We start from the raw sequence: 22,701 nt of genomic DNA, 5'->3' as shown, positions 1-22,701 counted from the left end.
GGCAGGTCACGGCTTCGTCGTGCCGCCGCGGCCGTACCGGTCCTCGAGCCGCGTGACGTCGTCGCGCCATCCCGGTGCGGCCGTCGAGGACTCCGCGAACACGAGGTCGCTGGTCGCGGTGATCCGGTGCAGCAGCCTCGCGGGCACGTGCGCGGTGTCCCCCGGCCGCATGACCCGCGACACGAGCCGGTCCGCCGACACGCCGTGCTCGAAGGTCGCCTCTCCGGAGACGACGCTCAGCGTCTCGTCCTTCTCCTCGTGGAACTGCAGGCTCAACGCATGCCCGGCCGTCACGGCGATGAGCTTGCCGACGTACCCGTGCTCTCCCGCCGCGTAGATGGCCTCGTGGCCCCACGGCTTGTCCTGCAGCTGGGTGCGCGAGAACTCCGCGTGCGGATCGGTCATCGGTCCTCCTTCGTCGAGGGTGCTCCCGTGCGCAGCTCGGTGAGCAGCGCGTCGAGGTCGACCAGGGCGATCCCGGTCGTCGTGTCGCTCCGCCCGTACGGGAGGACGAGCGTGCGGCCGTGGACCATCGCGCCGCACGAGTAGACGACGTTCGGCACGTAACCGGACCGTTCGTCGGGCGCGGGCGTCAGCAGCGGGCGGCGCAGGCGGCCGACGACCACGGTCGGGTCCTCGAGGTCGAGCAGCACGGCGCCGATGCTGTACACGCGCATCGGACCCACGCCGTGGGTGAGCACAAGCCACCCCTGCTCGGTCTCGATCGGGGACCCGCAGTTGCCGAGCTGGACGGCCTCCCACCCTTGCTCGGGCCGCTGCACAGGCACGGGCTCGTCCCAGCGCAGCAGGTCCGCCGAGGCGCAGACGCCGTTGCTCTCCCGGCCGGCTCGCGCGAGGGCGAGGTGGCGGCCACCGACCGCGCGCGGGAACAGCGCCAGGCCCTTGTCGCGCGTGCCCGGACCGCTCAGTGCCGTCGCGGTGAACGAGACGAAGTCCCAGGTCCGCAGCATCTGCATATACACCCGGTAGCCGTCGTACGCGGAGTAGGTGCCCACGTACTCGCCGGAGTCGAAGCGCACCATCCGCACGTCCTCGATGCCGTGACTCTCCGCGGGACCGCGGGGCAGCAGCACGCGCTCCGCCAGGGCGGAGTCCGGCGGGAACTCCACCGCGTACGAGCAGTCCGCCATCCGCTCGAACAGCTCGATCGTGCGCACCGCCGCTCCCCGCGTGAGCTTCTGCTCACGCAGTGCCGCGAGCGCCCGGTCGAGCTCGTCGCGGTCGAACGTGTCGCCGAGCGAAGCGAGCACGAAGCGGGCGTTGGTCAGGTCCCCGCCGAAGTCGTCGAGCTGGTGCTCGAAGCCCGCCCGCGAGTACGACGCCGGGCGCGCGTCCGCCCGGACCGCGAACCTCGGGGCGGCGTCCAGCATGATCGACCCGGCCGCGTCGATCGTCCCCGCGCGCAGCTCCGCGCCCGACACGTGCCCCTCGGCGACCGCCCGGAGCGTCAGGACGAACCGCGTCGCCCCGGGGGCCAGCCCCGCCTGGTCGGGGTGCGGCACGATCGACGGGTTGCACAGCGCCGCACCCTCGATCGCGACCTCGTGCGTGAAGGCCGCGCCGACGAGGAGGCGCCGCGCCGCGCCGAGCGCGCGCGGGTCCGGGACGCGGTGCTCGACGAGAGCGAAGTGCTCGGCCCACACGGTCCGCAGGTCGCGGTGACGCTCGTCGAAGGCCCGCGCCAGCTCGTCGAGCTCGGCGGCGACGTCGTCGTCGGACAGGGCCAGCACCCGCTCCACCACCTGCGCGGACCGCGACTCGCCCGCGGTCACCGTCTCCTGGCCGGGCAGGAACAGGGCGCTCACCACGCGGGCCCGGTCCGGGCGCAGCGCCACGTCGGTCCGTCGCACCCAGTCGGGGTCGGGACTCATCGCACGGCCCGCACGCCCGCCAGGCCGAGCTGCTGGGTCGCGAGCCACGCCAGGGTCGACTCGGCACCCTGGTTGGTGTTCACCGAACCGCGCAGCAGCCCGTCGTAGCAGCCGCCGGTCGTGGCGTCGCGCATCGGCAGCGCGCCGTCGTTGTCGCCTTCGAACCACCCGACGCACATGGCCAGCACGCCGAGCCAGTCGTCGACCCCGGTCGCGGACCAGGCGGTCGTGGCCGCCTCCGCCAGGCACGCGACCTCGATCGGTTGCTGGTCGAAGCCGGGCCGTGCGTCACCGGGCCCTCGACCGCCGGCGGGTACCACCGACAGGTGACGGCCCGTCGTCTGCTCGTCGACCAGCCACTCCAGCAGCGCGAGGCCGTCGCGCAGCAGGTCGGCGTCACCGAGAGCGTCACCGATCGCGATCATCGCCTCGGGCAGCACCGCGTTGGCGTACGTCAGCCGCCCGAAGTGCCAGCGCGCGCCCGGGCCCGGTGGGTCCGCCCGGAGCGCGACGCGGGCGTCACGCAGGAGGGCGAAGGCGCGGGTGTCATCGGGTGCCGCGGCGAGGATCTGCACGGCACCCAGCGCCGCGTAGGCGGTCGCCCGCGGGTGGACGGAGCGGGCGGCCATCGCCACGTGTGCCGCGTGCCGCGCCCCGGCGACGACCGCGGTCGACGACGACCGTCGCACCGCCGTTCCCCACGCCCACAGCGCACGGCCCCAGTGGTCGTCGGCCGACGGCACGTCGACCCAGTCGCCGCCGGCGGTGCGTCGGTTGTGCATGAGCCCCTGGGGCGCCTGCGCGTCGGCGAGGAACGCCAGGAAGATATCGGTGAGTGCCACCAGCCCCCCGTCGGGCTCCGGGGTCCGCGCGGCGACGAGCAGCGCGCGGGCGACGTCGTCCACGCACATCCCGTGCTCGACGCGCGGGACCACCCCGCGAGCGTGCTCGTACAGACCCGTCGGCGTCGCGAGCCGTTCCAGGTGGTCGAAGCGCAGCCGCGCGTCCATCAGACGGCGGGGCGGAGGGCGGCCGCGCCCCGCGCGTCGCGCAGCCCGGCCGCGAGCGCGACGTACCGCTCGGCGACCGTGGGCCACAGCAGCTCGCGTGTCAGCCCACGGGCGACGGCCGCCATCCGCTCGGCGACGCCGTCGATGGTCAGCACGCGCTCGAGCGCCGCGGCGATGGCCGACGGGTCACGCTGCGGGACCAGGGCACCCGCACCGCCCGACAACAGCTCGACGGCGTGCGGGAACGCCGTGGACACGACCGGCTTGCCCGCCGCGACCGCCTCGGTCAGGACACCCGACGTGACCTGGTCGCGCGAGTCGTACGGCAGCAGCACCACGTCGCACGCGCGCACGGCGCGACGCAGGACCGGACCGGCCAGGTAGCGGCCGTCGAACCGCACGGTGTCGCCCAGGCCGAGGTCCCGCGACATCCGGACCAGCCGGTCGCGGTACGCCTCGCCCTCCCGCTCCAGGACGCGCGGGTGGGTCTGTCCGAGCACGACATACGTCGGCAGCGCGATCCGCTCGCCCAGCTCCGCGAGGCCCAGGAGCGCCCACTCGATGCCCTTGCCCTCGGACAGCAGCCCCCACGTGAGCACCGTGCGTCGCTCGGGCGGGACCGCTGTCCACGCGCCCACGACATGGCTGCGGTTGTCCACGGCGCCGTGCGGGATGACGGTGACGCGCGTCGGGTCGACGACCCAGCCGGCGAGCAGGCGGTCGCGAGCCGTCTCGGTCATGGTCACGAGCGCCGCCGAGCGCGCCACGAGGCCGGCGAGCACGCGGTGCTGGTTGGGGGTCGGCTGGGTCAGGACCGTGTGCAGCACGGTGATGACAGGGACGTGCAGGCGCGCCACGACGTCGAGCACCTCCTCGCCGTCCGCACCGGGGAAGATCCCGTACTCGTGCTGCACGAGCACCGCGTCGAACCCGTCGAGCACCGCGGCCGCGCGCTGCGTCGCGCCCTGCTCCCCCGCCACCCAGTCGTGGACGACGGGGGCCCTCGGCCGGTCCGGTTCGTCGACGACCCGGACCACGCCCACCTGTGCGCCGGCACGGGCCAGGGCCATGACCAACGACTCGCAGAACGTCGCGATGCCGCACTGGGTCGAGGGATAGGTGGACACGATGCCGAGGCTGACGCCCATACAGTCCTGCTCTCGCGTGGCTGGATCGCGGCAAGGGTGCCGCCGTGCACGGAGAGGAGGGGGGCCGCGTCCCGGGCGCCGACCCGAGGGTCCGCGCCGTGACCGGGTCGGAACCCGGTCCAGATGGTGGTGCCCGGCAAGGGTAACCCGCGCCGACGCGCTGCACCCGACGTAGGCTCGCAGACGACCCCGGGAGGCTGCCGTCAGGATCGCCGTGCTGGCATCGATCGCGCACCGGGTCCCACCGCGCGACTACGGGCCGTGGGAGCAGGTCGCCTCGACGCTCACCGAGGGGCTCGTCGAGCGCGGCCACGACGTCACGCTCTTCGCGACCGCGGACTCACTCACGTCCGCGCGGCTGCGAGCCACGGCGCCCACGGGCTACGAGGAGGACCGGTCGCTCGACGCGAAGGTGCACGAGGCGCTGCACATCGCGGGGCTGTTCGAGGCCGCCGAGGAGTTCGACGTCGTCTCGAACCAGTTCGACTTCCTCCCGCTCGTCTTCAGCCGCCTCACCCGCACCCCCGTGGTGACCACGATCCACGGCTTCTCCTCGGAGCGGATCGTGCCGGTGTTCCGGGCGTACGACGACGTCGCGCACTACGTCGCGATCAGCGACGCGGACCGGCACCCGGACCTGACGTACGCCGCGACCATCCACCACGGCATCGACGTCGACGGCTTCAGCCTGGGGGCCGGGACCGGCGAATACCTGGTGTTCCTCGGCCGGATCCACCCGGACAAGGGGACGGCGGCGGCGGTCGAGGTCGCGCGGCGCGCGGGGCTGCCGCTCGTCATCGCCGGCATCGTGCAGGACGAGCGGTACTACCGCGAGGAGGTCGCACCGCTGGTCGACGGTCGGTCCGTGACCTACGTCGGACCGGTGGGCCCGACGGAGCGGGACCGGCTGCTCGGCGGCGCCGTCGCCCTCCTGCACCTCATCGCGTTCGACGAGCCGTTCGGCCTGTCCGTGGTGGAGTCGCTGGTCACGGGCACACCGGTGGTCGCCTGGGCGCGTGGGTCCATGCCGGAGATCGTGCGGCCGGGCGTCTCCGGGGCGCTCGTCGGCAGCGTCGACGAGGCGGTGGCGGCGGTACGCATGGTCGGGGGCCTCGACCGTGCGGCGTGCCGGGCGGACGCGGTCGCCCGGTTCTCCGCCGCCCGGATGATCGACGACTACGAGCGCCTGTTCCGGCACGTCGTCGACACGGGCGGACCGCCGCGCTGAACGCCCCGTCTGCTCAGTGCGGCTGGTAGGGCGAGACGACGACCTCGACGCGCTGGAACTCCTTGAGATCCGAGTACCCGGTGGTCGCCATCGCGCGACGCAGTGCACCGATGAGGTTGAGCGTGCCGTCCGCGGTGTGACCGGGGCCGAACAGGATCTGCTCGAGGCTGCCGGCCGTGCCGACCTCCACGCGCTCGCCGCGGGGCAGCTTGCTGTGGTGCGCCTCGGGCCCCCAGTGGTGCCCGCGGCCGGGTGCGTCGGTGGCACGAGCGAGCGCGGCTCCCAGCATGACGGCGTCGGCCCCGCACGCGACGGCCTTGACCAGGTCGCCCGAGCGGCCCACTCCTCCGTCGGCGATGACGTGCACGTAGCGGCCGCCAGACTCGTCGAGGTAGTCGCGACGCGCCGCGGCGACGTCCGCGACCGCGGTCGCCATGGGCGCGTGGATGCCGAGCGACGTGCGCGTCGTGTGCGCGGCGCCGCCGCCGAAGCCGACCAGGACGCCCGCGGCGCCGGTGCGCATGAGGTGCAGGGCCGCGGTGTACGTGGACGCACCGCCGACGATGACGGGCACGTCGAGCTCGTAGATGAAGCGCTTGAGGTTGAGCGGCTCGGCGTGGCCGGAGACGTGCTCGGCGGAGACCGTCGTGCCGCGGATGACGAACAGGTCGACGCCGGCGTCGACGACCGTGCGCCAGTGCTCCTGCGTGCGCTGTGGCGACAGAGCCCCGGCGACGGTGACGCCCGCGTCGCGGACCTGGCGCAGCCGCTCGGTGATGAGCTCGGGGCGGATCGGCGCCTCGTAGATCTCCTGCATGCGGGCGGTGGCGCGCGAGGCGTCCAGCTCCGCGATCTCGGCGAGCAGCGGCGTCGGGTCGTCGTAGCGCGTCCACAGTCCCTCGAGATCCAGGACACCGAGCCCGCCGAGGCGGCCCAGCGCCACCGCGGTGTCGGGGCTCATGACCGAGTCCATCGGGGCCGCGACGACCGGCAGGTCGAAGTGGTAGGCGTCGATCTGCCAGCCGACCGAGACCTCCTCGGGGTCGCGCGTGCGGCGCGAGGGCACCACGGCGATGTCGTCGAAGGAGTACGCGCGGCGGCCTCGCTTGCCGCGTCCGATCTCGATCTCGTTGCTCACCCGCCCAGGCTACCGGGGCCGACGTCGCACACCCGAACCGGCCCACCTGCCGGTTCGACCCGATCCGCGGCACGCGGGGCCGCCTGCCGGGTCGTGTCGGTGGCCGGTGCGATGCTGACGAAGGACGACAGAGCACGACGAAGGACGAGGACGATGACCTGGAGCGCGGGACCCCTGCTCGGTTTCGACACCGAGACGACGGGCGTCGACGTCGACTCCGACCGCATCGTCACCGCGGCGCTCGTGCGCCGGGACGCCGGCGGCACGACGATCCGCACCTGGCTCATCGACCCGGGTGTGCCGATCCCGGAGGCCGCGGCACAGATCCACGGCATCTCCACCGAGCACGCGCAGGAGCACGGCGTGGCGCCGGCGGGGGCGCTCGACGAGATCGCGGAGGAGATCGCCCAGGCGATGCGCGACGGCGTCCCGGTCGTCGCCTACAACGCCGCATTCGACCTGTGCCTGCTGGACGCCGAGCTGCGCCGCCACCGCCTGCCCACGGTCCCCGACCGGCTGTGCTGCGACCCGCGGCCCGTCATCGACCCGCTGGTCCTCGACCGCGCCGCGGACCGCTACCGGCAGGGCAAGCGCAAGCTCGTCGACCTGTGCGGGTACTACGAGGTCACGGAGTCCGGCTCGCTGCACAGCGCGGACGTGGACGTCGTCGCGACCCTGGACGTGCTCGAGCGCATCGTCGGGCGCTTCCCGCACCTGGCGGACCTGGACCTCGACGAGCTGCACGCCTACCAGGTCACGGCGCACCGGGCGTGGGCCGAGGCGTTCAACGCGTGGCGCACCGAGCGTGGCCTCGACGGCCCCGGCGCCGCCGGCCACTGGCCCGTGCGTGAACCCGTCGGCACGCTGTGGTGACGCGGACCTGCTGATATCTCACACCTGACATCTGTCGAGCAGGCTGTGGGCGAAATCTCCGGGTCAAACCCGTTGCCATATCTCATCCGTGAGATACGCTCGGCCGCATGACGACGACCGAGTCCTTCGTCCCCACCACCACGGCCGCACTGCCGATCGCCCCCGACCCGCTGCTGGCGGTCGGGTCGCTGGTCCGCTCGGCCCGCCAGCACCGCGGCCTCACGCAGGCCCAGCTCGCCGAGCGCCTCGGCACCAGCCAGTCGGCTGTGCACCGCATCGAGCAGGGCGCGCAGAACGTCAGCCTCGAGATGCTCACCCGCATCGGCGGAGCGCTGGACTCCCCCATCGTCACGCTCGGCGGCCCGCAGCGCACGCACCTGCGCGTGCACGGCGGCCACCCGCTCAGCGGCCGGATCGACGTCAACACGTCCAAGAACGGCGCGGTCGCGCTGCTGTGCGCGTCGCTGCTCAACCGCGGCACCACGCGGCTGCGCGGCGTCGCGCGGATCGTCGAGGTCGACCGCATCGTCACCGTGCTGCGCTCGATCGGCGTGCGGGCCGTGTGGTCACCCGACGGCCGCGACCTGGAGATCCAGGTGCCGGACGGCCTGGACCTCGACAGCATCGACGCCGACGCCGCGCGGCGCACCCGGTCGATCATCATGTTCCTGGGCCCGCTGCTGGGCCGCCGCGACGAGTTCCGGCTCCCCTACGCGGGCGGTTGCGACCTCGGCACGCGCACCGTCGAGCCGCACATGGTGGGCCTGCGCCCGTTCGGCCTGTCGATCACCGCCACCGCGGGCGAGTACCAGGCGGTCGTGGACGCCCCCAGCACACACGACCTGTCCGTCGTCCTCACCGAGCGCGGCGACACCGTGACGGAGAACGTCATCATGGCGGCCGCCCGCCGCGACGGCGTCACGACCATCCGCAACGCGAGCCCCAACTACATGGTCCAGGACCTGTGCTTCTACCTGGAGCTGCTGGGCGTGCGGATCGACGGCATCGGGACGACGACGCTGCGCGTGCACGGCCGCTCGGTCATCGACGCGGACGTCGAGTACGCCGTCTCCGAGGACCCCGTGGAGGCCATGAGCCTGCTCACGGCGGGGATCGTGACGCACTCCGAGATCACCGTGGGCCGGGTGCCGATCGAGTTCATGGAGATCGAGCTGGCCACGCTGGCGGAGATGGGTCAGCGTGTCACGCTGTCGGCCGAGTACGCCGCCCGCAACGGCCGCACGCGCCTCGTGGACATCACGGTGCACCCCAGCGAGCTGCATGCGATCGAGAAGATCCACGCGATGCCGTTCCCGGGCCTCAACATCGACAACCTGCCGTTCTTCGCCGCCATCGCGGCGTGCGCGCAGGGCACCACGCTCATCCACGACTGGGTCTACGACGGCCGGGCGATCCACCTGACGGACCTGACCCGGCTGGGTGCCGACGTCCGGCTGCTCGACGCGCACCGCCTGCAGGTCTCCGGCCCGGCGCACTGGTCGGGCGCGGAGATCTCGTGCCCGCCCGCCCTGCGCCCCGCGGTCGTCATCCTGCTCGCGATGCTGGCCAGCAAGGGCACCGCGGTGCTGCGCGACGTCGACATCATCGCCCGCGGCTACGAGCAGCTCCAGGAGCGCCTCGTCGAGCTGGGCGCGCAGATCGAGACGTTCCGCGACTGAGCCGGAAGCCCTGACACGCCAACGCCGCGCCCGCGATCGTCGCCGGGCGCGGCGTTCCTGCGTGCGAGGTCGTCAGCCGCGCGTGTAGTTCGGCGCCTCGACCGTCATCTGGATGTCGTGCGGGTGGGACTCCTTGAGCCCCGCCGGCGTGATGCGGATGAACCGGCCGCGGTCCTGGAGCTGGTCGATGGTGTGCGCGCCGACGTAGAACATCGACTGGTGCAGGCCGCCGACGAGCTGGTGCGCGACAGCCGACAGCGGACCGCGGTAGGGCACCTGACCCTCGATGCCCTCGGGCACGATCTTCTCGTCGGACGTGACGTCTGCCTGGAAGTAGCGGTCCTTGGAGTAGGAGACGCGCCCGCGCGACGCCATCGCACCGAGCGACCCCATGCCGCGGTAGTGCTTGTACTGCTTGCCGTTGACGAAGACGAGGTCCCCGGGCGACTCGTCGCACCCGGCCAGCAGCGAGCCCAGCATCACGGTGTCCGCGCCGGCGACGAGCGCCTTGGCGATGTCGCCCGAGTACTGCAGGCCGCCGTCGCCGATGAGCGGGACACCTGCGGGCTTCGTCGCGAGCGACGCCTCGTAGATCGCCGTGACCTGAGGGACGCCGACACCGGCGACCACGCGGGTGGTGCAGATGGAGCCCGGGCCGACGCCGACCTTGACGGCATCGACGCCCGCGTCCACGAGGGCCTGCGCACCGGCACGCGTGGCGACGTTGCCGCCGATGACCTGCACGTGGCGGGTGGCCGGGTCGGACTTCACGCGCTGGATCATCTCCAGCAGCAGCCGGGCGTGGCCGTGCGCGGTGTCGACGACGAGCACGTCCACACCGGCGTCGACGAGCGCGGTGGCCCGCGTCCAGGCGTCACCGAAGAAACCGATCGCCGCACCGACCACCAGGCGCCCCTCGGCGTCCTTGGTGGCGAGCGGGTACTGCTCGGACTTCACGAAGTCCTTGACGGTGATCAGGCCCCGCAGGACACCCGCGTCGTCGACCAGGGGGAGCTTCTCGATCTTGTGCTTGGCCAGCAGCGCGGCGGCGTCGTCGCGCGCGATCCCGACGGGTGCGGTCACGAGCGGCATGGGCGTCATGACCTCGCGCACGCGGCGCGTGGCGAACTCGTCGCCCGGCACGAAGCGCAGGTCGCGGTTGGTGATGATGCCGAGCAGGCGCTGGGCGTCGTCGACCACGGGCAGACCCGAGACCCGGTACACGCCGCACAGACGGTCCAGCTCGGCGAGCGTCACGTCCGGGCCCACGGTCACCGGGTCGGTGATCATGCCCGACTCGGAGCGCTTGACCCGGTCGACCTGGTGCGCCTGGTCCTCGATCGACAGGTTGCGGTGCACGATGCCGATGCCGCCCTGGCGGGCCATCGCGATGGCCATCCGCGACTCCGTCACGGTGTCCATGGCGGCCGACAGCAGCGGCACCCGCACGGTGAGCTCACGCGTCAGCCGCGAGGTCGTGTCGACCTCGCTGGGGATGACGTCCGTCTCTCCGGGCAGGAGGAGGACGTCGTCGTAGGTCAGTCCCGTGAGGGCGAACGGGTCGTGCACCTGCTCCGTCATCGGGCAATCGTACGTCGCCCGCGCGCCCGTCCGAACCCCTGTCTCGGGGTTCAGTCGGCGGTGTGGACGAAGCGGACCGTCAGCGGATGAGGCCGCCGCGCAGGCCGATCGCGACGGCCTGCGCCCGGTCGGACGCGCCCAGCTTGCGGAACAGCCGACGGGCGTGGGTCTTGACCGTGTCCTCGGAGAGGAACAGCTCCTGGCCGATCTGCGCGTTGGACCGCCCGTTGCTCATGCCGACCAGCACCTCGATCTCACGCTTGGTGAGCACGACCGGGGCGCTCGGCAGCGGTGCAGGCGCCTCGACGGTCTCCGGCGCCAGGTCCGCGAGCGGCGGGACGGACGGGTGAGGGACCTCGTTCACCTGACGCTCCGGCGCCGGCAGCGTGGGGCTGGCCAGGACGTGCGCGGCGACGGCCGACAGCTCGGGCCGCCCCACGTCGGGCGCAAGGAAACCGCGCGCACCCAGGGACAGCGCGCGGTCGAGCGCGACCTGGTCGTCCGACGCCGCGAGGAGCACGACCGCAGCCGAGGGCGCGACGGCCCGCAGCCGGCGGATGGCCTCGTTGGCTCCGGGAGCAGGGATGTGCGCGTCCAGCAGCACGATCGCCGGCGGGTTGCGACGCGCGTGCGCCAGCAGCTCCTCGACGTTCGCCGCGGCGCGCACGGGGCTCAAGGTGGGCACCCCGATGGATGTCACCACGAGCCTCTCGCGCACGACTGTCGAGCCGTGACACACCACGACTCCCGCCATGCGTGCTACCTCCCCCGGACCGGAATTCGCCGACGACCACGTCAGCTGTTCCCTGGGTATCGGCGGGGCGGGACACCGACGTTAGCCGGTGTCCGTAATCTGCCCCGATCGCCGTCTTGACGCGCCGGTTAGGAGGCTCTATGGGCGGATTGCCTCGGGCGTCGACCCGGCGGACGCCACGGCGAGGACCTCGGGCACCAGTCCCTGCAGGGTCCGGGCCCGGTGGATCGACGCACCGACGGGGATCACCAGGTCGGCGACGTCGGCCGACATGACGAACTGCGGCACGTCCGCGTGCTCGGCGCCCACGCGCGCCACCGCAGCCACGTCCCGCGCCGTACGCGGCGCGACCGTCACGACGGCGCGCGGTCGGGTCATCGCGACGAGCTCGAGCACCTGGCGCTCACCCGTCGGTCCGCCGACGATGCGCGCATCGAGACCCTCCGCGGCCAGGGCCGCCGCGAGGACGTGGGCGACGAGGGGACGCGAGACGCCGACGGGGCACAGGACGAGGACGACGGGCGCCGGGCGCGCGGACCGCGGACCCGTCCGTGCCCGCAGCGCGTCGAGCGCGGCGTGCTCCACGGTGCGGGCTGCATCGGCACCGGGTCGGTCCAGGACCGTCCGACGGGCCAGCGCCTCGAGGACGGGCGCGGCGAGGTCCGTCCACCAGCGCGTGACGTCCCCGTCGGGGTCCATGGCCAGCAGACGACCGCAGGCGGCGGCGTCGTCGACCATCGCGGCGTCGACGACCATCGAGACGGTGACGACCGCGGGCGCGTGCGTCACGGCGGCAAGCCCCGGTCCCGGCAGCGCGGCGCCGCTCAGCGCCGCTCGCGCCGCCTCCCCCGGAGCCACACCCTCGAGCGTGAGCCGACGCATGACGACGAGGCGCTCGACGTCCTGGGGCGAGTAGCGCCGGTGCGCACCCGCCGAGTGCTCGCTGGGGCCGAGCCCGTACCGCCGGTCCCAGGTGCGCAGGGTCGCCGGCGCGACACCCAGCCTCCGAGCGACCGCCGCGACCGCGAGCGCGGGCCCGTCGGCCGGCACGCCGTCCCCGGCACCGGCCTCCACACCGCCGCCCGATGGGTTCGGCCGGTCCGATCGCGCCGGCATCGCGTCCGCGCCGCTCGCACGCTCGTCGCGGGATCCGGTCATGGCGCGATTCTGCCAGCCGTGCGCGGCGGCGCGCGCCGAACCTCGCGGGTCAGACCCGACGCGCTGACGGGTGACGATCGTCACGACACGTCCGCCCGACGCGCGCACCACCTGCATGATCGCGACGATCACGGGCCACGGTGCGCACATCGGCTCAGCCACAGCCTTGGGACAACCCTGTGGATTTCGATTCAGCAAGAAAACTTGCGAACGGGCCTTGAACAACTTCTGGCGCGGTTGTAACGTTTCGCTCGTCGCCACGGCGGCACCCGAACTTCGCACCACCCATGACCGTGCAGCACAGACGGCCGGCGCCCGGCGCCGCAGAAGCCTCAGGAGGAACTCATGGCCGAGATCTCGCGACTCCCCGGACCGGTGATGGATCTGTGGGAGTGGCAGTTCGACGGCGCGTGCCGCGACGCCGACCAGGACCTCTTCTTCCACCCCGAGGGCGAGCGTGGGTCGGCCCGCCGGCGCCGCGCCGAGGCGGCCAAGGCGATCTGCGCCACCTGCCCCGTCATGAAGGAGTGCCGCGAGCAGTCGCTCCAGGTGCGCGAGCCCTACGGCGTGTGGGGCGGCCTGTCCGAGGACGAGCGGGCCGCGATCCTGTCGCAGCGCACGCGCACCACACGCGCCGTCTGACGCTCCACCCGACCTGAATCTCCGCGAACCCCACCGGTCACCCGATCGGTGGGGTTCTGCACATCCCGACCCGCCCGCCGGCGTCGTGCGGGACGTTCGGCGCGCAGGGCCGCGAGCAGGTGCCGGACGAGGCGTGGGCGTGCCTGCGCGCCGGAGCCGAGGCCGCCCACGGGACCGGCGCCGAGCTGCAGCTCACGAGCTGGACCACCGAGGGCGACCCGATCGTCACCCGGTACCGCACCGGAGCGGGCATCGACGGCATCGAGATGACCACGGACTCCACCGCCGACTCCTTCGGCGAGCAGGTCGTCACGCGGCAGACGTGTGCGGACCTCACGACCGGCGACACCCTCGCGGTGTGCGCGGACGGCTGACGCCCGCGCCGACGAGAACGGCCCCCGCGGCGCTCGTCGTGGACGAGCTCCGCGGGGGCCGCGCGGGACGCCGGGTGGCGCCCCCTCAGATCACTTGACGACGACCGCGAGGATGTCGCGAGCCGAGAGGATCAGCAGCTCCTCGCCGGCGTACTTGACCTCGGTGCCGCCGTACTTGGAGTAGATGACCTTGTCGCCGACGGCCACGTCGAGCGGCACGCGGTTCCCGTTGTCGTCGATGCGACCGGGGCCGACCGCCAGGACCTCGCCCTCCTGGGGCTTCTCCTTGGCGCTGTCCGGGATGACGAGACCGGAGGCGGTCGTCGTCTCTGCCTCGAGCGTCTTGACGACGATCCGGTCCTCGAGGGGCTTGATGGAGACCGACACAGCGGACCTCCCCTTCGCGTGTGAGTAGTTCAGCGATGTTGGTACGCCGTCGGGCCACGTCGTCGCGGGTGCCGGGACCTGGGGCGCGTTGGCACACTCGATCCGAGAGTGCCAGTTGCCAACTCTAGGAACGCGTTAGCACTCGGTCAACCTGAGTGCCAGAAGTCGGACTCGTGCTCGCTGCGGGCGAACGGCCGGCTCCTCGCGGCGCGGCGGACGACGACCGCGTGCAAGGATCGGCGCGTGGACGCCGCCGGCCTGACCGCCCTGCTCGCCCCCGACGGGTGGGCGCTGCTGTCCGCGCTGCCACCGTACGACGAGAAGCTGGCCATGCCGCTGTCGCAGCGGCTGCGCGCCGAAGGCCTCGACCCGGTGCTCGTCTCCGCTGCCCTCACCCAGTCGCGGCTGCGCGCCAAGGCCCACACCAAGCTGGGCGACTTCGCCGACGGCATGCTCTTCACGCAGGCGGGCCTGGAGCAGGCGACCCGGCTGGAGGTCGCCGCGCACCACGCCCGGCGCTACCGCGACGCCGGGCTGACGCACGTCGCTGACCTGACGTGCGGGATCGGGGCGGACGCGATGGCGTTCGCGGGTGTGGGGCTGCGCGTCACCGCGTCCGACGTCGACGAGATGACGGCCGCCATCGCCACGGTGAACCTGCGGCACTTCCCCGAGGCCACCGTCCGGCACGGGGACGGCCTGACGCAGGACCTGACCGGCATCGACGGGCTGTACGCGGACCCGGCCCGGCGCACCGCGCACGGCAGCCGCCTGTTCGACCCGTCGGCCTACGCTCCCCCGCTGGACGCGGTGCTGTCGCTGCGGGAGAAGGTCCCCGCCCTGGGCCTCAAGCTCGGTCCCGGCATCCCGCACAGCGCGCTGCCCGACGACGCGCACGCCCAGTGGGTCTCCGTGGGCGGCGACGTCGTCGAGGTCGGGCTGTGGTTCGGTCCGTTGGCGCCCGAAGGGCCGGGCCGCTCGGCCCTCCTGCTCGCCGACGGCGCGTCGACCGTCGTCGCGCCCGGACCGGACGGCCCCTTCGATGCGGAGGCGGGACCGGTGGGCGCCTATCTCTACGAGCCCGACGGGGCCGTGATCCGCTCGGGCCTGGTCGGCGAGGTCGCCCAGCGCGTGCACGGGAGGCTCGTCGACCCGACGATCGCCTACGTGACGTCCGACGACCTGGTCCCTACCCCCACCGCGACGGCGTACCGCGTCCTCGACACCATGCCGTTCGGCCTCAAGCGCCTGCGCACCTACCTGCGCGAGCGCGGCGTCGGCCGCCTCACCATCAAGAAGCGCGGCACCGCGGTCGTCCCCGAGCAGCTGCGCAAGCAGCTCGACCTGCGCGGGGACCAGGGTGCGACGATCGTCCTGACCCGCGTGGCCGGTCACCAGCAGGTGCTCGTCGTGGAGGTGGTGTGATGGCGGACGCGGTGCAGCTGCCCTTTGCGCGCTCGGAGCGGTCCACGGTCGGGATCGAGTGGGAGGTCGCGCTCGTCGACGCGGACTCCGGCGACCTGCGCCAGGCCGCGGAGACCATCCTCGCGGCCGTGCGGCCCGCCGACGGCACCGACCACCCCCACATCACGCAGGAGCTCCTGCGCAACACGGTCGAGGTGTCGTCAGGCAAGTGCGTGACGATCGGCCAGGCGGTCGAGGACCTGCGCGAGGCCCTCGCCGAGGTCGCCGCCGCTGCCGAGCCGCTGCGGATCGACCTCATGGGCGGCGGCACGCACCCCTTCGCGCACTGGGACACGCAGAAGGTCAGCGACAAGCAGCGCTACGCCACGCTCATCGACCGCACGCAGTGGTGGGGCCGGCAGATGCTCATCTACGGCGTCCACGTGCACGTCGGCATCGAGGACCGGGACAAGGTGCTGCCGATCTCGCGCGCCATGCTCACGGTGTTCTCGCACATCCAGTCGCTGTCGGCGTCGTCCCCGTTCTGGGCCGGCAAGGACACCGGTTACGCCTCCAACCGCGCGCTGCTCTTCCAGCAGCTGCCCACGGCCGGCCTGCCGTTCGGGTTCGACCGCTGGGAGCAGCTCGAGCAGTACGTCGGCGACATGATGCACACGGGTGTCATCGACCAGTTCGACGAGGTCCGCTGGGACATCCGCCCCGCCCCGCGGTTCGGCACGCTTGAGATGCGCATCGCGGACGGCGCGACGAACCTGCTCGAGGTCGGCGCCATCTCGGCGCTCACGCACTGCTTCGTCGAGCACTTCTCCTCGATGCTGGACCGCGGTGAGCAGCTCCCCACGCTGCCGCCGTGGTTCGCGCAGGAGAACAAGTGGCGCTCGGCCCGGTACGGCATGGACGCGATCATCATCACGAACGACGCGGGCGACGAGGAGCTCGTCACCGACTCCGTCCAGAAGTGGCTCGCCGACCTCGCACCCGTCGCGGAACGCCTCGGCTGCACCGAGGAGCTCGAGCAGGTGCGCGTCATCCTGCGGCGGGGCGCGTCGTACCAGCGCCAACGAGCCGTTGCCCGCCGCAACGCGGGCGACCTGAGCGCCGTCGCCGACTCCCTGGTCGCCGAGTTCAAGGCCGCCCGCCCGCTCTGACGCCCGGACGATTCCGAGGAGTCGGCTCGCCCGACGCGCCGGATCCCTGGAATCCTCAGACGAGCACGGTCGTCAGGGGCATCGACGAGTCGACCGGGATGTCGAGCGACGACGGCGGCAGGTCGCGGCGGACGACGGCCGAGCCGAGCGCGGCGATCATCGCGCCGTTGTCGGTGCAGTAGCGGATGGGCGGGATGCGCAGCTCGATCCCCGCCTCCTCGCACCGGCGGGCGGCCATGTCGCGCAGCTGCGAGTTGGCGGAGAACCCGCCGCCCACCACCAGCGTCTGCACGCCGTGAGCCTTCGCGGCGGCGATCGTCTTGGCCGTGAGCACATCGGCGACGGCCTCGGCGAACGAGGCGGACACGTCGGCCAGCGGGATCTCCTCGCCGGCGTCCTGCCGGGCCTCGACCCAGCGCGCGACGGCGGTCTTGAGGCCAGAGAACGAGAAGTCCGTGGCGTGCTTGGCCTGGTCCTTCGGTGCGGTCAGCCCGCGCGGGAAGCGGATCGCGGCCGGGTTGCCCTCGCGCGCGAGCCGGTCGATGTGCGGGCCGCCGGGGTACGGCAGGCCCAGCAGGCGGCCGACCTTGTCGAAGGCCTCGCCCGCGGCGTCGTCGAGCGTGGAGCCGAGCTCGGTCACGTTCACGGTGTCGTCGATCATCAGCAGCGACGAGTGTCCGCCGGACACGACGAGCGCCATGACGCGCTCGGGGAACGGCCCGTCGACGAGCTCGTCGACCACCGCGTGCCCGATGACGTGGTTGACGCCGTACAGCGGCTTGTCGAGCGCGATCGCGAGTGCCTTCGCCGCGGACGCACCGACCGTCAAGGGCCCGACGAGGCCGGGGCCGGCTGTCACCGCGATCGCGTCGACCTCGCCGAGCGAGACGTCGGCGGTGGCGAGCGCGCGCTCGATCGTCGGGACCATCGCCTCGAGGTGCGCACGCGACGCGATCTCGGGGATGATCCCGCCGAAGCGCGCGTGCTCGTCGACGGACGAGGCGACGGCGTCGACGAGCAGGTCGTGCCCGCGCACGAGCGCCACGCCCGTCTCGTCGCAGGAGGTCTCGATCCCGAGCACGAGGGGTTCAGCCATGCGCCCCAGGATAGGGGTGGGACGCACGGTGACGAGCATCACGCCTGATCACGGAACACGTCCCGATCGTTGAACCTTGAATCAGTTATGACCACTGACACGACCGTCCTCGACGGACTCGACTTCCCCACGCCCTCGCTCGCCGTCGCCGACGACGTCGCCGATCTGCTGTTCCGCTCCGCGCGGACCGTCGGCGCGTTCACGGACGAGCCCGTCACCGACGAGGAGCTCGCCGGTGTCTACGACCTCATCAAGTGGGGCCCCACCGCGATCAACACCACGCCGCTGCGCCTGCTCGTCGTGCGCACGCCCGAGGCCCGCGAGCGCCTGTCGAAGCACGTCAACGAGGGCAACCGCGACCGCGTGCTGGCCGCGCCGGTGACGCTGATCGTCGCCTCGGACCCCGGCTTCCACCGCCACATGCCGACGCTGGCGCCGCACATGGCCGCCCTCGGCGAGGCCCTGGACCCGCAGGTCGAGCAGCGCGAGCAGATGGCCCGCATGAACACGCTCATCCAGTTCGGCTACCTCATCGTCGGCCTGCGTGCCGCCGGTCTGGACGCGGGCCCCATGGCCGGCCTCGACACCGCCGGCGTGGACGCCGAGTTCTTCGCCGAGAACGGCTGGCAGAGCCAGCTCATCATCAACGTCGGCCACCGCGAGGGCGAGGGCACGCACTACCCCCGCGGCGCCCGCCACACCTACGACGAGGTCTCCCTGACCGTCTGACCGGCTGACGCAGCACGGCGAGGGCCGCGATCCCACCCGGGATCGCGGCCCTCCCGCACGTCCGGGTCCGCTACGTTCGTCCCGTGCCGTCCGTTACGCGGCGGCGGAACAAGGGGGAACCGTGATCGGTCTCGGTCGAGCGTTCTGGGGTGGTGTCGCCGTCGCGGGCGTCGCCGCTGCCGGGGTGGCGGTCACGACGGGGGTGGGCAGTACCAGCACGCCCACCGAGGATCCGATGGTGACCATGAGCAGGGAAGCCGCTGTGCAGGTCCGGGCCCGGCACGACGCCCTGGCACCGACGTCCCTCCCGCCGTACTTCCAGATGCTGTCGGCCAGCACCCAGATCGACGAGGCCGGGCGCGAGGCCCCGATCCTGATCTTCCAGGAGGGCGAGCTGAGCGGCGTGGTCTGCGACGACGCGAGCGACGCCGCGCCGTCGTGCGTCCCGGGCGACGGGAACCGTGTGATCCGCACGGAGACCCAGGGCGACCGCACGGTTCGGGTGATGATCTCGGGCCTCGTCGGCGTCGAACGGTCGAAGGCCGCCGGACACTACCTCAGCGATGCGCAGCAGGCGGCCGTGGTGGCGTTCTGGCAGCAGGTCGAGCTCAGCCGCGGGTCCGATCCCACGTGGCTCGTCGACCTGGCGCGCGAACCAGCCTGACGACCCGCCCTTCGAGCGACGCCCTCAGAGCGACGCCCTCAGATCCCCGTCGCGACCGGGCGGGCGGCGTCGTTCGACCACTGCGACCACGAGCCCGGGTAGAGGGCGGCGTCGATGCCCGCCGCGGCCAGGGCCGCGATCTGGTGGGCAGCCGTCACGCCGGAACCGCAGTAGACCGCGACGGGTGCGCCGGCGGCGGCTCCCAGCGCGCGGAAGCGGTCGCGCAACGCTTCGGGGGCCAGGAACGTGCCGTCGGCGCCGACGTTGTCGGCCGTCGGCGCGGAGACCGCGCCCGGGATGTGGCCAGCGCGCGGGTCGACGGGTTCGACGTCGCCGACGAAGCGCTCCGTCGCCCGGGCGTCCAGGAGCGGGCCGTCCCACGTCGCGGCACCGTCGGCGTCGATCGTCGGCATGCCGCCGGGTCGCACGACGACGTCGCCGGCCTCGGCCTCCACGTCGCCGGCCTCGACCGCGAGATCGGCTGCCTGCCACGCCGCGAGACCGCCGTCCAGCAGGCGCACGTCGGCCAGGCCGGCCCACCGCAGCAGCCACCACGCACGCGCCGCCGACGTCCCCGGACCGGCGTCGTAGACCACGACCGCACCGCCGTCGCGCACACCCCAGCGGCGCGCCGCGGCCTCGAGGTCGTCGACCGCGGGCAACGGGTGGCGGCCGTCCTGAGCGCTCGGCGGCGCGGCCAGCTCGGCGTCCAGGTCGACGAAGACCGCGCCCGGCAGGTGCGCCTCCAGGTACTGGTCGCGACCGTCCGTGCGGCCCAGGGCCCAGCGCACGTCCAGCAGCACGGGCGGTTCGTCGCCGGCGAGCAGGTCGGCAAGGGTGGGTGCGTCGACGAGGACCTCGTCGCGACTGGTCATGGTGCCTCTCCTCCGGTGGTGACGGGACCCGCGACGAGCGGCAGCCGCATCGTCCAGGCGTCGACGTTCTCGGGCTGGTAGTAGCCCTTGCGCAGCCCGAGCTGCTCGAAGCCGGCGCCGCGGTACAGCCGCAGCGCGGGCTCGTTGTCGACCCGGACCTCCAGCAGCAGGGACGCGGCTCGCCACGCTCGGGCCTGCGCGACGAGCGCGTCGAGCATGACGCGCCCCAGGCCGCGACCCTGGTGGGCGGGATCGGTGCCGATCGTCATGACCTGCGCGTCGTCGCCGTCGAACCACAGCCCGGCGTAGCCGACGAGCGCGCCCGCGTCCTCGACGCCGACGTACCAGCGCCCCGGGCCGTCGAGCTCCTCGGCGAGCATCGCGCGCGACCACGCCCCCGAGCCGAACAGCTCGCGCTCCATGCGCTCGAGCGCGGGCAGGTCGGCGCGCGTCAGGACGCGCAGCGCGGGCGTGCCGACGTCAGCCATGCCGACGTCAGCCCAGGACGCGCTTGCTCGCGGCGCTCGGCACGGCGTCCGGCCGGCGCAGGTACAGCGGCACGGTCGGCAGGTCCAGGCCCTGCGCCCGGCGCTCGATCGCCAGGCGAGCCAGCTCGGCGGGGTCCGGGTCCAGGAGGTGCCCGTCGACCGAGCCGGCGCCCAGGTCGGGGTACAGCAGCGCGCCTCGCCCGACGACGGTCGCACCGGCCGGGACCACGACGTCGGCCGCCGCACCCACCTGCGGGGGTAGGACGACCTCGACCGAGCCCGCGCCGACGACGCGGTACGTGCCCCAGTAGACCTCGCGGCGGCGGGCGTCCGTCCCGACGACGATGTCGGCACCCGGCTCGAGGTCGCGCGACGCGGCCGCGGCGATCGCGTCGAGCGACGGCACGCCGAGCGCGGGGACGCCGAGGGCGAGCGCGAGCGTGCGGGCGCTGACCAGCCCGACCCGCAGCCCGGTGAAGGGCGCGGGGCCGGTACCGACCACGACCGCCGACAGGTCGCGGCGGTCGACACCGGCCTCGGCCAGGACGGCCGCGATCATCGGGGCGAGCAGTTCGGCGTGGTGGCGCTGCTGGTCGTCGGAGCGGGCGGCGAGGACGGCCCCGGCGTCGTCGGTCAGGGCGACGGCGACCGCGCCGGAGGTGTCGAGAGCGAGGACGGGCACGGTCTCAGCCTGCCACTGGTGCGCTCGGGAGGGCGACGCCGTCCCACCGCGGTCCGACGGCGGTCACGGTCACGACGCGCTCGCCGCCGGCGGGGTCGTCGGCCTCGGCGCCGGACGGCGTGTCGGCGGTCCCGTCCGCCTGGCCGCCGCGCGGCCGCTGGATCGCGACCTCCAGACGGTCGGCGGACAGCCCCTCGACCCAGCCGGCCCCCCACTCGACGACGGTGACGGCCTCGTCCAGGCTCGCGTCCAGGTCCAGCGCGTCGACCTCGTCGAGCGAGCCCAGCCGGTAGGCGTCGACGTGCACGAGGGCCGGGCCGCGCGAGCCGTCGGGGCGCGGCAGCGGCGGGTGCTCGCGCGCGATGATGAACGTGGGCGACGCGACCTGACCGCGCACGTTCAGGCCCGCGCCGAGGCCCTGGGTCAGCGTCGTCTTGCCGGCGCCCAGATCACCGGTCAGGACCACGAGGTCCCCCGCCCGCAGGATGTCGGCCAGCGCACGACCGAAGCCGCGCGTCGCGTCGGCGTCCGGGAGCCGGACGATGGTCTGCTCGCTCACTGCTGTCCCTCCGAGTTGATGTGCGAGCGCGGCACGCGCGCGCCCAGCCGGGTCACGATCTCGTACGAGATGGTGCCCGCGGCCTGTGCCCAGTCCTGGGCCGTCGGGCCGCCGTCCGCGCCGTTCCCGAACAGCACGACGCGGTCCCCCGCGACCTCGGTCGCGTCCGGGCCCAGGTCCACCACCACCTGGTCCATGCAGACGCGGCCGGCCACGCCCAGCCGGCGGCCACCCACCTGGACGGGGCCGCCGACGTGGTCCTGCGTGCCCGACGCGTGCCGCGGCACCCCGTCGGCGTACCCCATCGGCACGATCCCGAGGACGGTGTCGCGCGGCGTGACGTACTGGTGCGCGTAGGACACGCCGTGGCCCGCGGGGACGGGCTTGACGGTGGCCAGCTCGGCCTCGACCGTCATGGCCGGCACGAGCCCGAAGTCGGCCGACGAGCCGAGCTGCGGGACGGGCGAGAGCCCGTAGACCGCGATGCCCGGCCGCACGAGGTCGTAATGCGCGCGGGGCGCGGTCAGCGTGGCGGCGGAGTTGGCCAGGTGCCGGACCTCGAGGTGGGCACCGGCACTCTCGACGAGCGCGACGGCGTCCGCGAACACCTGCTCCTGCGCGCGCACGGTCGGGTGCTCGGGCTCGTCGGCGAACGCCAGGTGCGACCACACGCCGACGATCTCGACCGCCCCCTCGGCCTGCGCGCGCAGCGCGTCCGGCAGCAGGCCCGCGAGCTGGTCGGGGGTCAGACCATTGCGCCCCAGACCCGTATCGACCTTGAGGTGGATGCGGGCCGGACGCCCGACGACGCGCGCGGCGGTCGCGACCTCGTCCAGCGCCCACGGCGCGGCGACGGACAGGTCCAGGTCGACCGCGAGCGCGTCGGCGAGAGGGGCGCCGGGTGCGTAGAGCCAGGTCAGGACGCGGGGCCCGACGACGCCCGCGCGGCGCAGCTCGATCGCCTCGCCCACCTGGGCCGCGCCGAGCCACGCGGCCCCACCGGCCAGGGCAGCGCGGGCGCTCGGCACCAGGCCGTGCCCGTAGGCGTCGGCCTTGACGACCGCCATGACCTGCGCGGTCGGGGCGTGGGCGGCGAGGCTGCGCACGTTGGCGGCGATGGCGGCGTCGTCGATCACGGCACGCGCGGGGAACCAGCTCACGGGCTCCAGTC

At 73.5% G+C, this 22,701-nt stretch carries 24 protein-coding genes; 9 read left to right on the top strand and 15 right to left on the bottom strand.

What is annotated here, in order from left to right; genetic code table 11:
• Positions 1-6: 6 nt before the first annotated feature.
• From IC607_RS14760 to IC607_RS14745, 4 genes are read right to left on the bottom strand one after another with little or no spacing between them, the layout of a single operon-like run.
• A complete protein-coding gene (locus IC607_RS14760; protein ID WP_191788181.1) occupies positions 7-405 on the bottom strand; it encodes a cupin domain-containing protein in 399 nt (132 codons plus the stop codon).
• On the bottom strand, positions 402-1,892 hold the full coding sequence (locus IC607_RS14755) for a glycoside hydrolase family 130 protein (RefSeq protein WP_191788180.1): 1,491 nt from the start codon (positions 1,890-1,892) through the stop codon (positions 402-404). The genes IC607_RS14760 and IC607_RS14755 overlap by 4 nt, the downstream gene beginning before the upstream one ends.
• Positions 1,889-2,902: a glycosyltransferase gene (locus IC607_RS14750; protein ID WP_191788179.1), complete on the bottom strand. Its 1,014-nt coding sequence runs from the start codon at positions 2,900-2,902 to the stop codon at positions 1,889-1,891. Before IC607_RS14750 ends, IC607_RS14755 begins: the two co-directional genes overlap by 4 nt.
• Complete coding sequence (locus tag IC607_RS14745) at positions 2,902-4,029, bottom strand: glycosyltransferase (protein ID WP_370526282.1); 1,128 nt, start codon at positions 4,027-4,029, stop codon at positions 2,902-2,904. Before IC607_RS14745 ends, IC607_RS14750 begins: the two co-directional genes overlap by 1 nt.
• Before the next feature lie 235 nt (positions 4,030-4,264).
• Here IC607_RS14745 and IC607_RS14740 point away from each other — a divergent pair, with 235 nt between their 5' ends.
• Positions 4,265-5,278, top strand: a complete 1,014-nt coding sequence (locus tag IC607_RS14740; protein WP_191788177.1) for a glycosyltransferase family 4 protein — start codon at positions 4,265-4,267, stop codon at positions 5,276-5,278.
• Between the two features lie 13 nt (positions 5,279-5,291).
• Here the strand turns inward: IC607_RS14740 and IC607_RS14735 are convergent, their stop codons facing one another.
• Positions 5,292-6,416, bottom strand: a complete 1,125-nt coding sequence (locus IC607_RS14735) for a GuaB3 family IMP dehydrogenase-related protein (protein ID WP_191788176.1) — start codon at positions 6,414-6,416, stop codon at positions 5,292-5,294.
• A 153-nt stretch (positions 6,417-6,569) separates the two neighbouring features.
• Here IC607_RS14735 and IC607_RS14730 point away from each other — a divergent pair, with 153 nt between their 5' ends.
• Positions 6,570-7,289: an exonuclease domain-containing protein gene (locus tag IC607_RS14730; protein ID WP_191788175.1), complete on the top strand. Its 720-nt coding sequence runs from the start codon at positions 6,570-6,572 to the stop codon at positions 7,287-7,289.
• A 107-nt stretch (positions 7,290-7,396) separates the two neighbouring features.
• On the top strand, positions 7,397-8,968 hold the full coding sequence (locus tag IC607_RS14725) for a UDP-N-acetylglucosamine 1-carboxyvinyltransferase (RefSeq protein WP_225225115.1): 1,572 nt from the start codon (positions 7,397-7,399) through the stop codon (positions 8,966-8,968).
• Between the two features lie 72 nt (positions 8,969-9,040).
• Here the strand turns inward: IC607_RS14725 and guaB are convergent, their stop codons facing one another.
• The 3 genes from guaB to IC607_RS14710 form a co-directional block, all read right to left on the bottom strand.
• Complete coding sequence (gene guaB / locus IC607_RS14720) at positions 9,041-10,549, bottom strand: IMP dehydrogenase (protein ID WP_191788174.1); 1,509 nt, start codon at positions 10,547-10,549, stop codon at positions 9,041-9,043.
• A gap of 79 nt (positions 10,550-10,628) precedes the next feature.
• The gene (locus tag IC607_RS14715; RefSeq protein ID WP_191788173.1) at positions 10,629-11,303 is read right to left on the bottom strand and encodes a LuxR C-terminal-related transcriptional regulator; all 675 of its coding nucleotides are present in this window, start codon (positions 11,301-11,303) and stop codon (positions 10,629-10,631) included.
• Positions 11,304-11,441: 138 nt separating this feature from the next.
• Positions 11,442-12,461 (bottom strand): MerR family transcriptional regulator, encoded by a 1,020-nt coding sequence (locus IC607_RS14710; protein ID WP_225225114.1) that lies wholly within the window; start codon positions 12,459-12,461, stop codon positions 11,442-11,444.
• Positions 12,462-12,806: 345 nt separating this feature from the next.
• Here IC607_RS14710 and IC607_RS14705 point away from each other — a divergent pair, with 345 nt between their 5' ends.
• On the top strand, positions 12,807-13,103 hold the full coding sequence (locus IC607_RS14705; protein WP_191788172.1) for a WhiB family transcriptional regulator: 297 nt from the start codon (positions 12,807-12,809) through the stop codon (positions 13,101-13,103).
• 119 nt (positions 13,104-13,222) lie between these two features.
• Positions 13,223-13,477: a hypothetical protein gene (locus IC607_RS14700; RefSeq protein ID WP_191788171.1), complete on the top strand. Its 255-nt coding sequence runs from the start codon at positions 13,223-13,225 to the stop codon at positions 13,475-13,477.
• A gap of 90 nt (positions 13,478-13,567) precedes the next feature.
• Here the strand turns inward: IC607_RS14700 and groES are convergent, their stop codons facing one another.
• Positions 13,568-13,864, bottom strand: a complete 297-nt coding sequence (groES, locus tag IC607_RS14695) for a co-chaperone GroES (RefSeq protein ID WP_191788170.1) — start codon at positions 13,862-13,864, stop codon at positions 13,568-13,570.
• 243 nt (positions 13,865-14,107) lie between these two features.
• Here groES and IC607_RS14690 point away from each other — a divergent pair, with 243 nt between their 5' ends.
• Positions 14,108-15,289 carry a class I SAM-dependent methyltransferase gene (locus tag IC607_RS14690; RefSeq protein WP_191788169.1) on the top strand — a complete coding sequence of 394 codons (1,182 nt, stop codon included), beginning with the start codon at positions 14,108-14,110 and terminating at the stop codon, positions 15,287-15,289.
• A complete protein-coding gene (locus tag IC607_RS14685; protein ID WP_191788168.1) occupies positions 15,289-16,437 on the top strand; it encodes a glutamate--cysteine ligase in 1,149 nt (382 codons plus the stop codon). The genes IC607_RS14690 and IC607_RS14685 overlap by 1 nt, the downstream gene beginning before the upstream one ends.
• A 55-nt stretch (positions 16,438-16,492) precedes the next feature.
• On the opposite strand, the gene tsaD is transcribed toward IC607_RS14685, so the two are convergent.
• Complete coding sequence (gene tsaD / locus IC607_RS14680; RefSeq protein WP_191788167.1) at positions 16,493-17,533, bottom strand: tRNA (adenosine(37)-N6)-threonylcarbamoyltransferase complex transferase subunit TsaD; 1,041 nt, start codon at positions 17,531-17,533, stop codon at positions 16,493-16,495.
• A gap of 87 nt (positions 17,534-17,620) precedes the next feature.
• Here tsaD and IC607_RS14675 point away from each other — a divergent pair, with 87 nt between their 5' ends.
• Positions 17,621-18,262: a malonic semialdehyde reductase gene (locus IC607_RS14675; protein ID WP_191788166.1), complete on the top strand. Its 642-nt coding sequence runs from the start codon at positions 17,621-17,623 to the stop codon at positions 18,260-18,262.
• A 121-nt stretch (positions 18,263-18,383) separates the two neighbouring features.
• Entirely contained in the window at positions 18,384-18,926 is a 543-nt protein-coding gene (locus IC607_RS14670) for a hypothetical protein (RefSeq protein ID WP_191788165.1), read from the top strand.
• A 38-nt stretch (positions 18,927-18,964) separates the two neighbouring features.
• Here the strand turns inward: IC607_RS14670 and IC607_RS14665 are convergent, their stop codons facing one another.
• The 5 genes from IC607_RS14665 to alr are packed head-to-tail and all read right to left on the bottom strand — an operon-like array spanning position 18,965 to position 22,690.
• The gene (locus tag IC607_RS14665) at positions 18,965-19,801 is read right to left on the bottom strand and encodes a sulfurtransferase (RefSeq protein ID WP_191788164.1); all 837 of its coding nucleotides are present in this window, start codon (positions 19,799-19,801) and stop codon (positions 18,965-18,967) included.
• Positions 19,798-20,289, bottom strand: a complete 492-nt coding sequence (rimI, locus tag IC607_RS14660; protein ID WP_191788163.1) for a ribosomal protein S18-alanine N-acetyltransferase — start codon at positions 20,287-20,289, stop codon at positions 19,798-19,800. Before rimI ends, IC607_RS14665 begins: the two co-directional genes overlap by 4 nt.
• 7 nt (positions 20,290-20,296) lie before the next feature.
• A complete protein-coding gene (tsaB, locus tag IC607_RS14655) occupies positions 20,297-20,971 on the bottom strand; it encodes a tRNA (adenosine(37)-N6)-threonylcarbamoyltransferase complex dimerization subunit type 1 TsaB (RefSeq protein WP_191788162.1) in 675 nt (224 codons plus the stop codon).
• Between the two features lie 4 nt (positions 20,972-20,975).
• A complete protein-coding gene (gene tsaE, locus IC607_RS14650) occupies positions 20,976-21,530 on the bottom strand; it encodes a tRNA (adenosine(37)-N6)-threonylcarbamoyltransferase complex ATPase subunit type 1 TsaE (RefSeq protein ID WP_191788161.1) in 555 nt (184 codons plus the stop codon).
• Positions 21,527-22,690: an alanine racemase gene (gene alr / locus IC607_RS14645; RefSeq protein ID WP_191788160.1), complete on the bottom strand. Its 1,164-nt coding sequence runs from the start codon at positions 22,688-22,690 to the stop codon at positions 21,527-21,529. Before alr ends, tsaE begins: the two co-directional genes overlap by 4 nt.
• Between the last annotated feature and the right edge of the window lie 11 nt (positions 22,691-22,701).

It is taken from the genome of Cellulomonas sp. JH27-2, from assembly GCF_014837175.1.
Lineage (GTDB): Bacteria > Actinomycetota > Actinomycetes > Actinomycetales > Cellulomonadaceae > Cellulomonas.
Note: the sequence above shows the minus strand (reverse complement) of the source record. Positions and strands in the feature narration are given on the sequence as shown.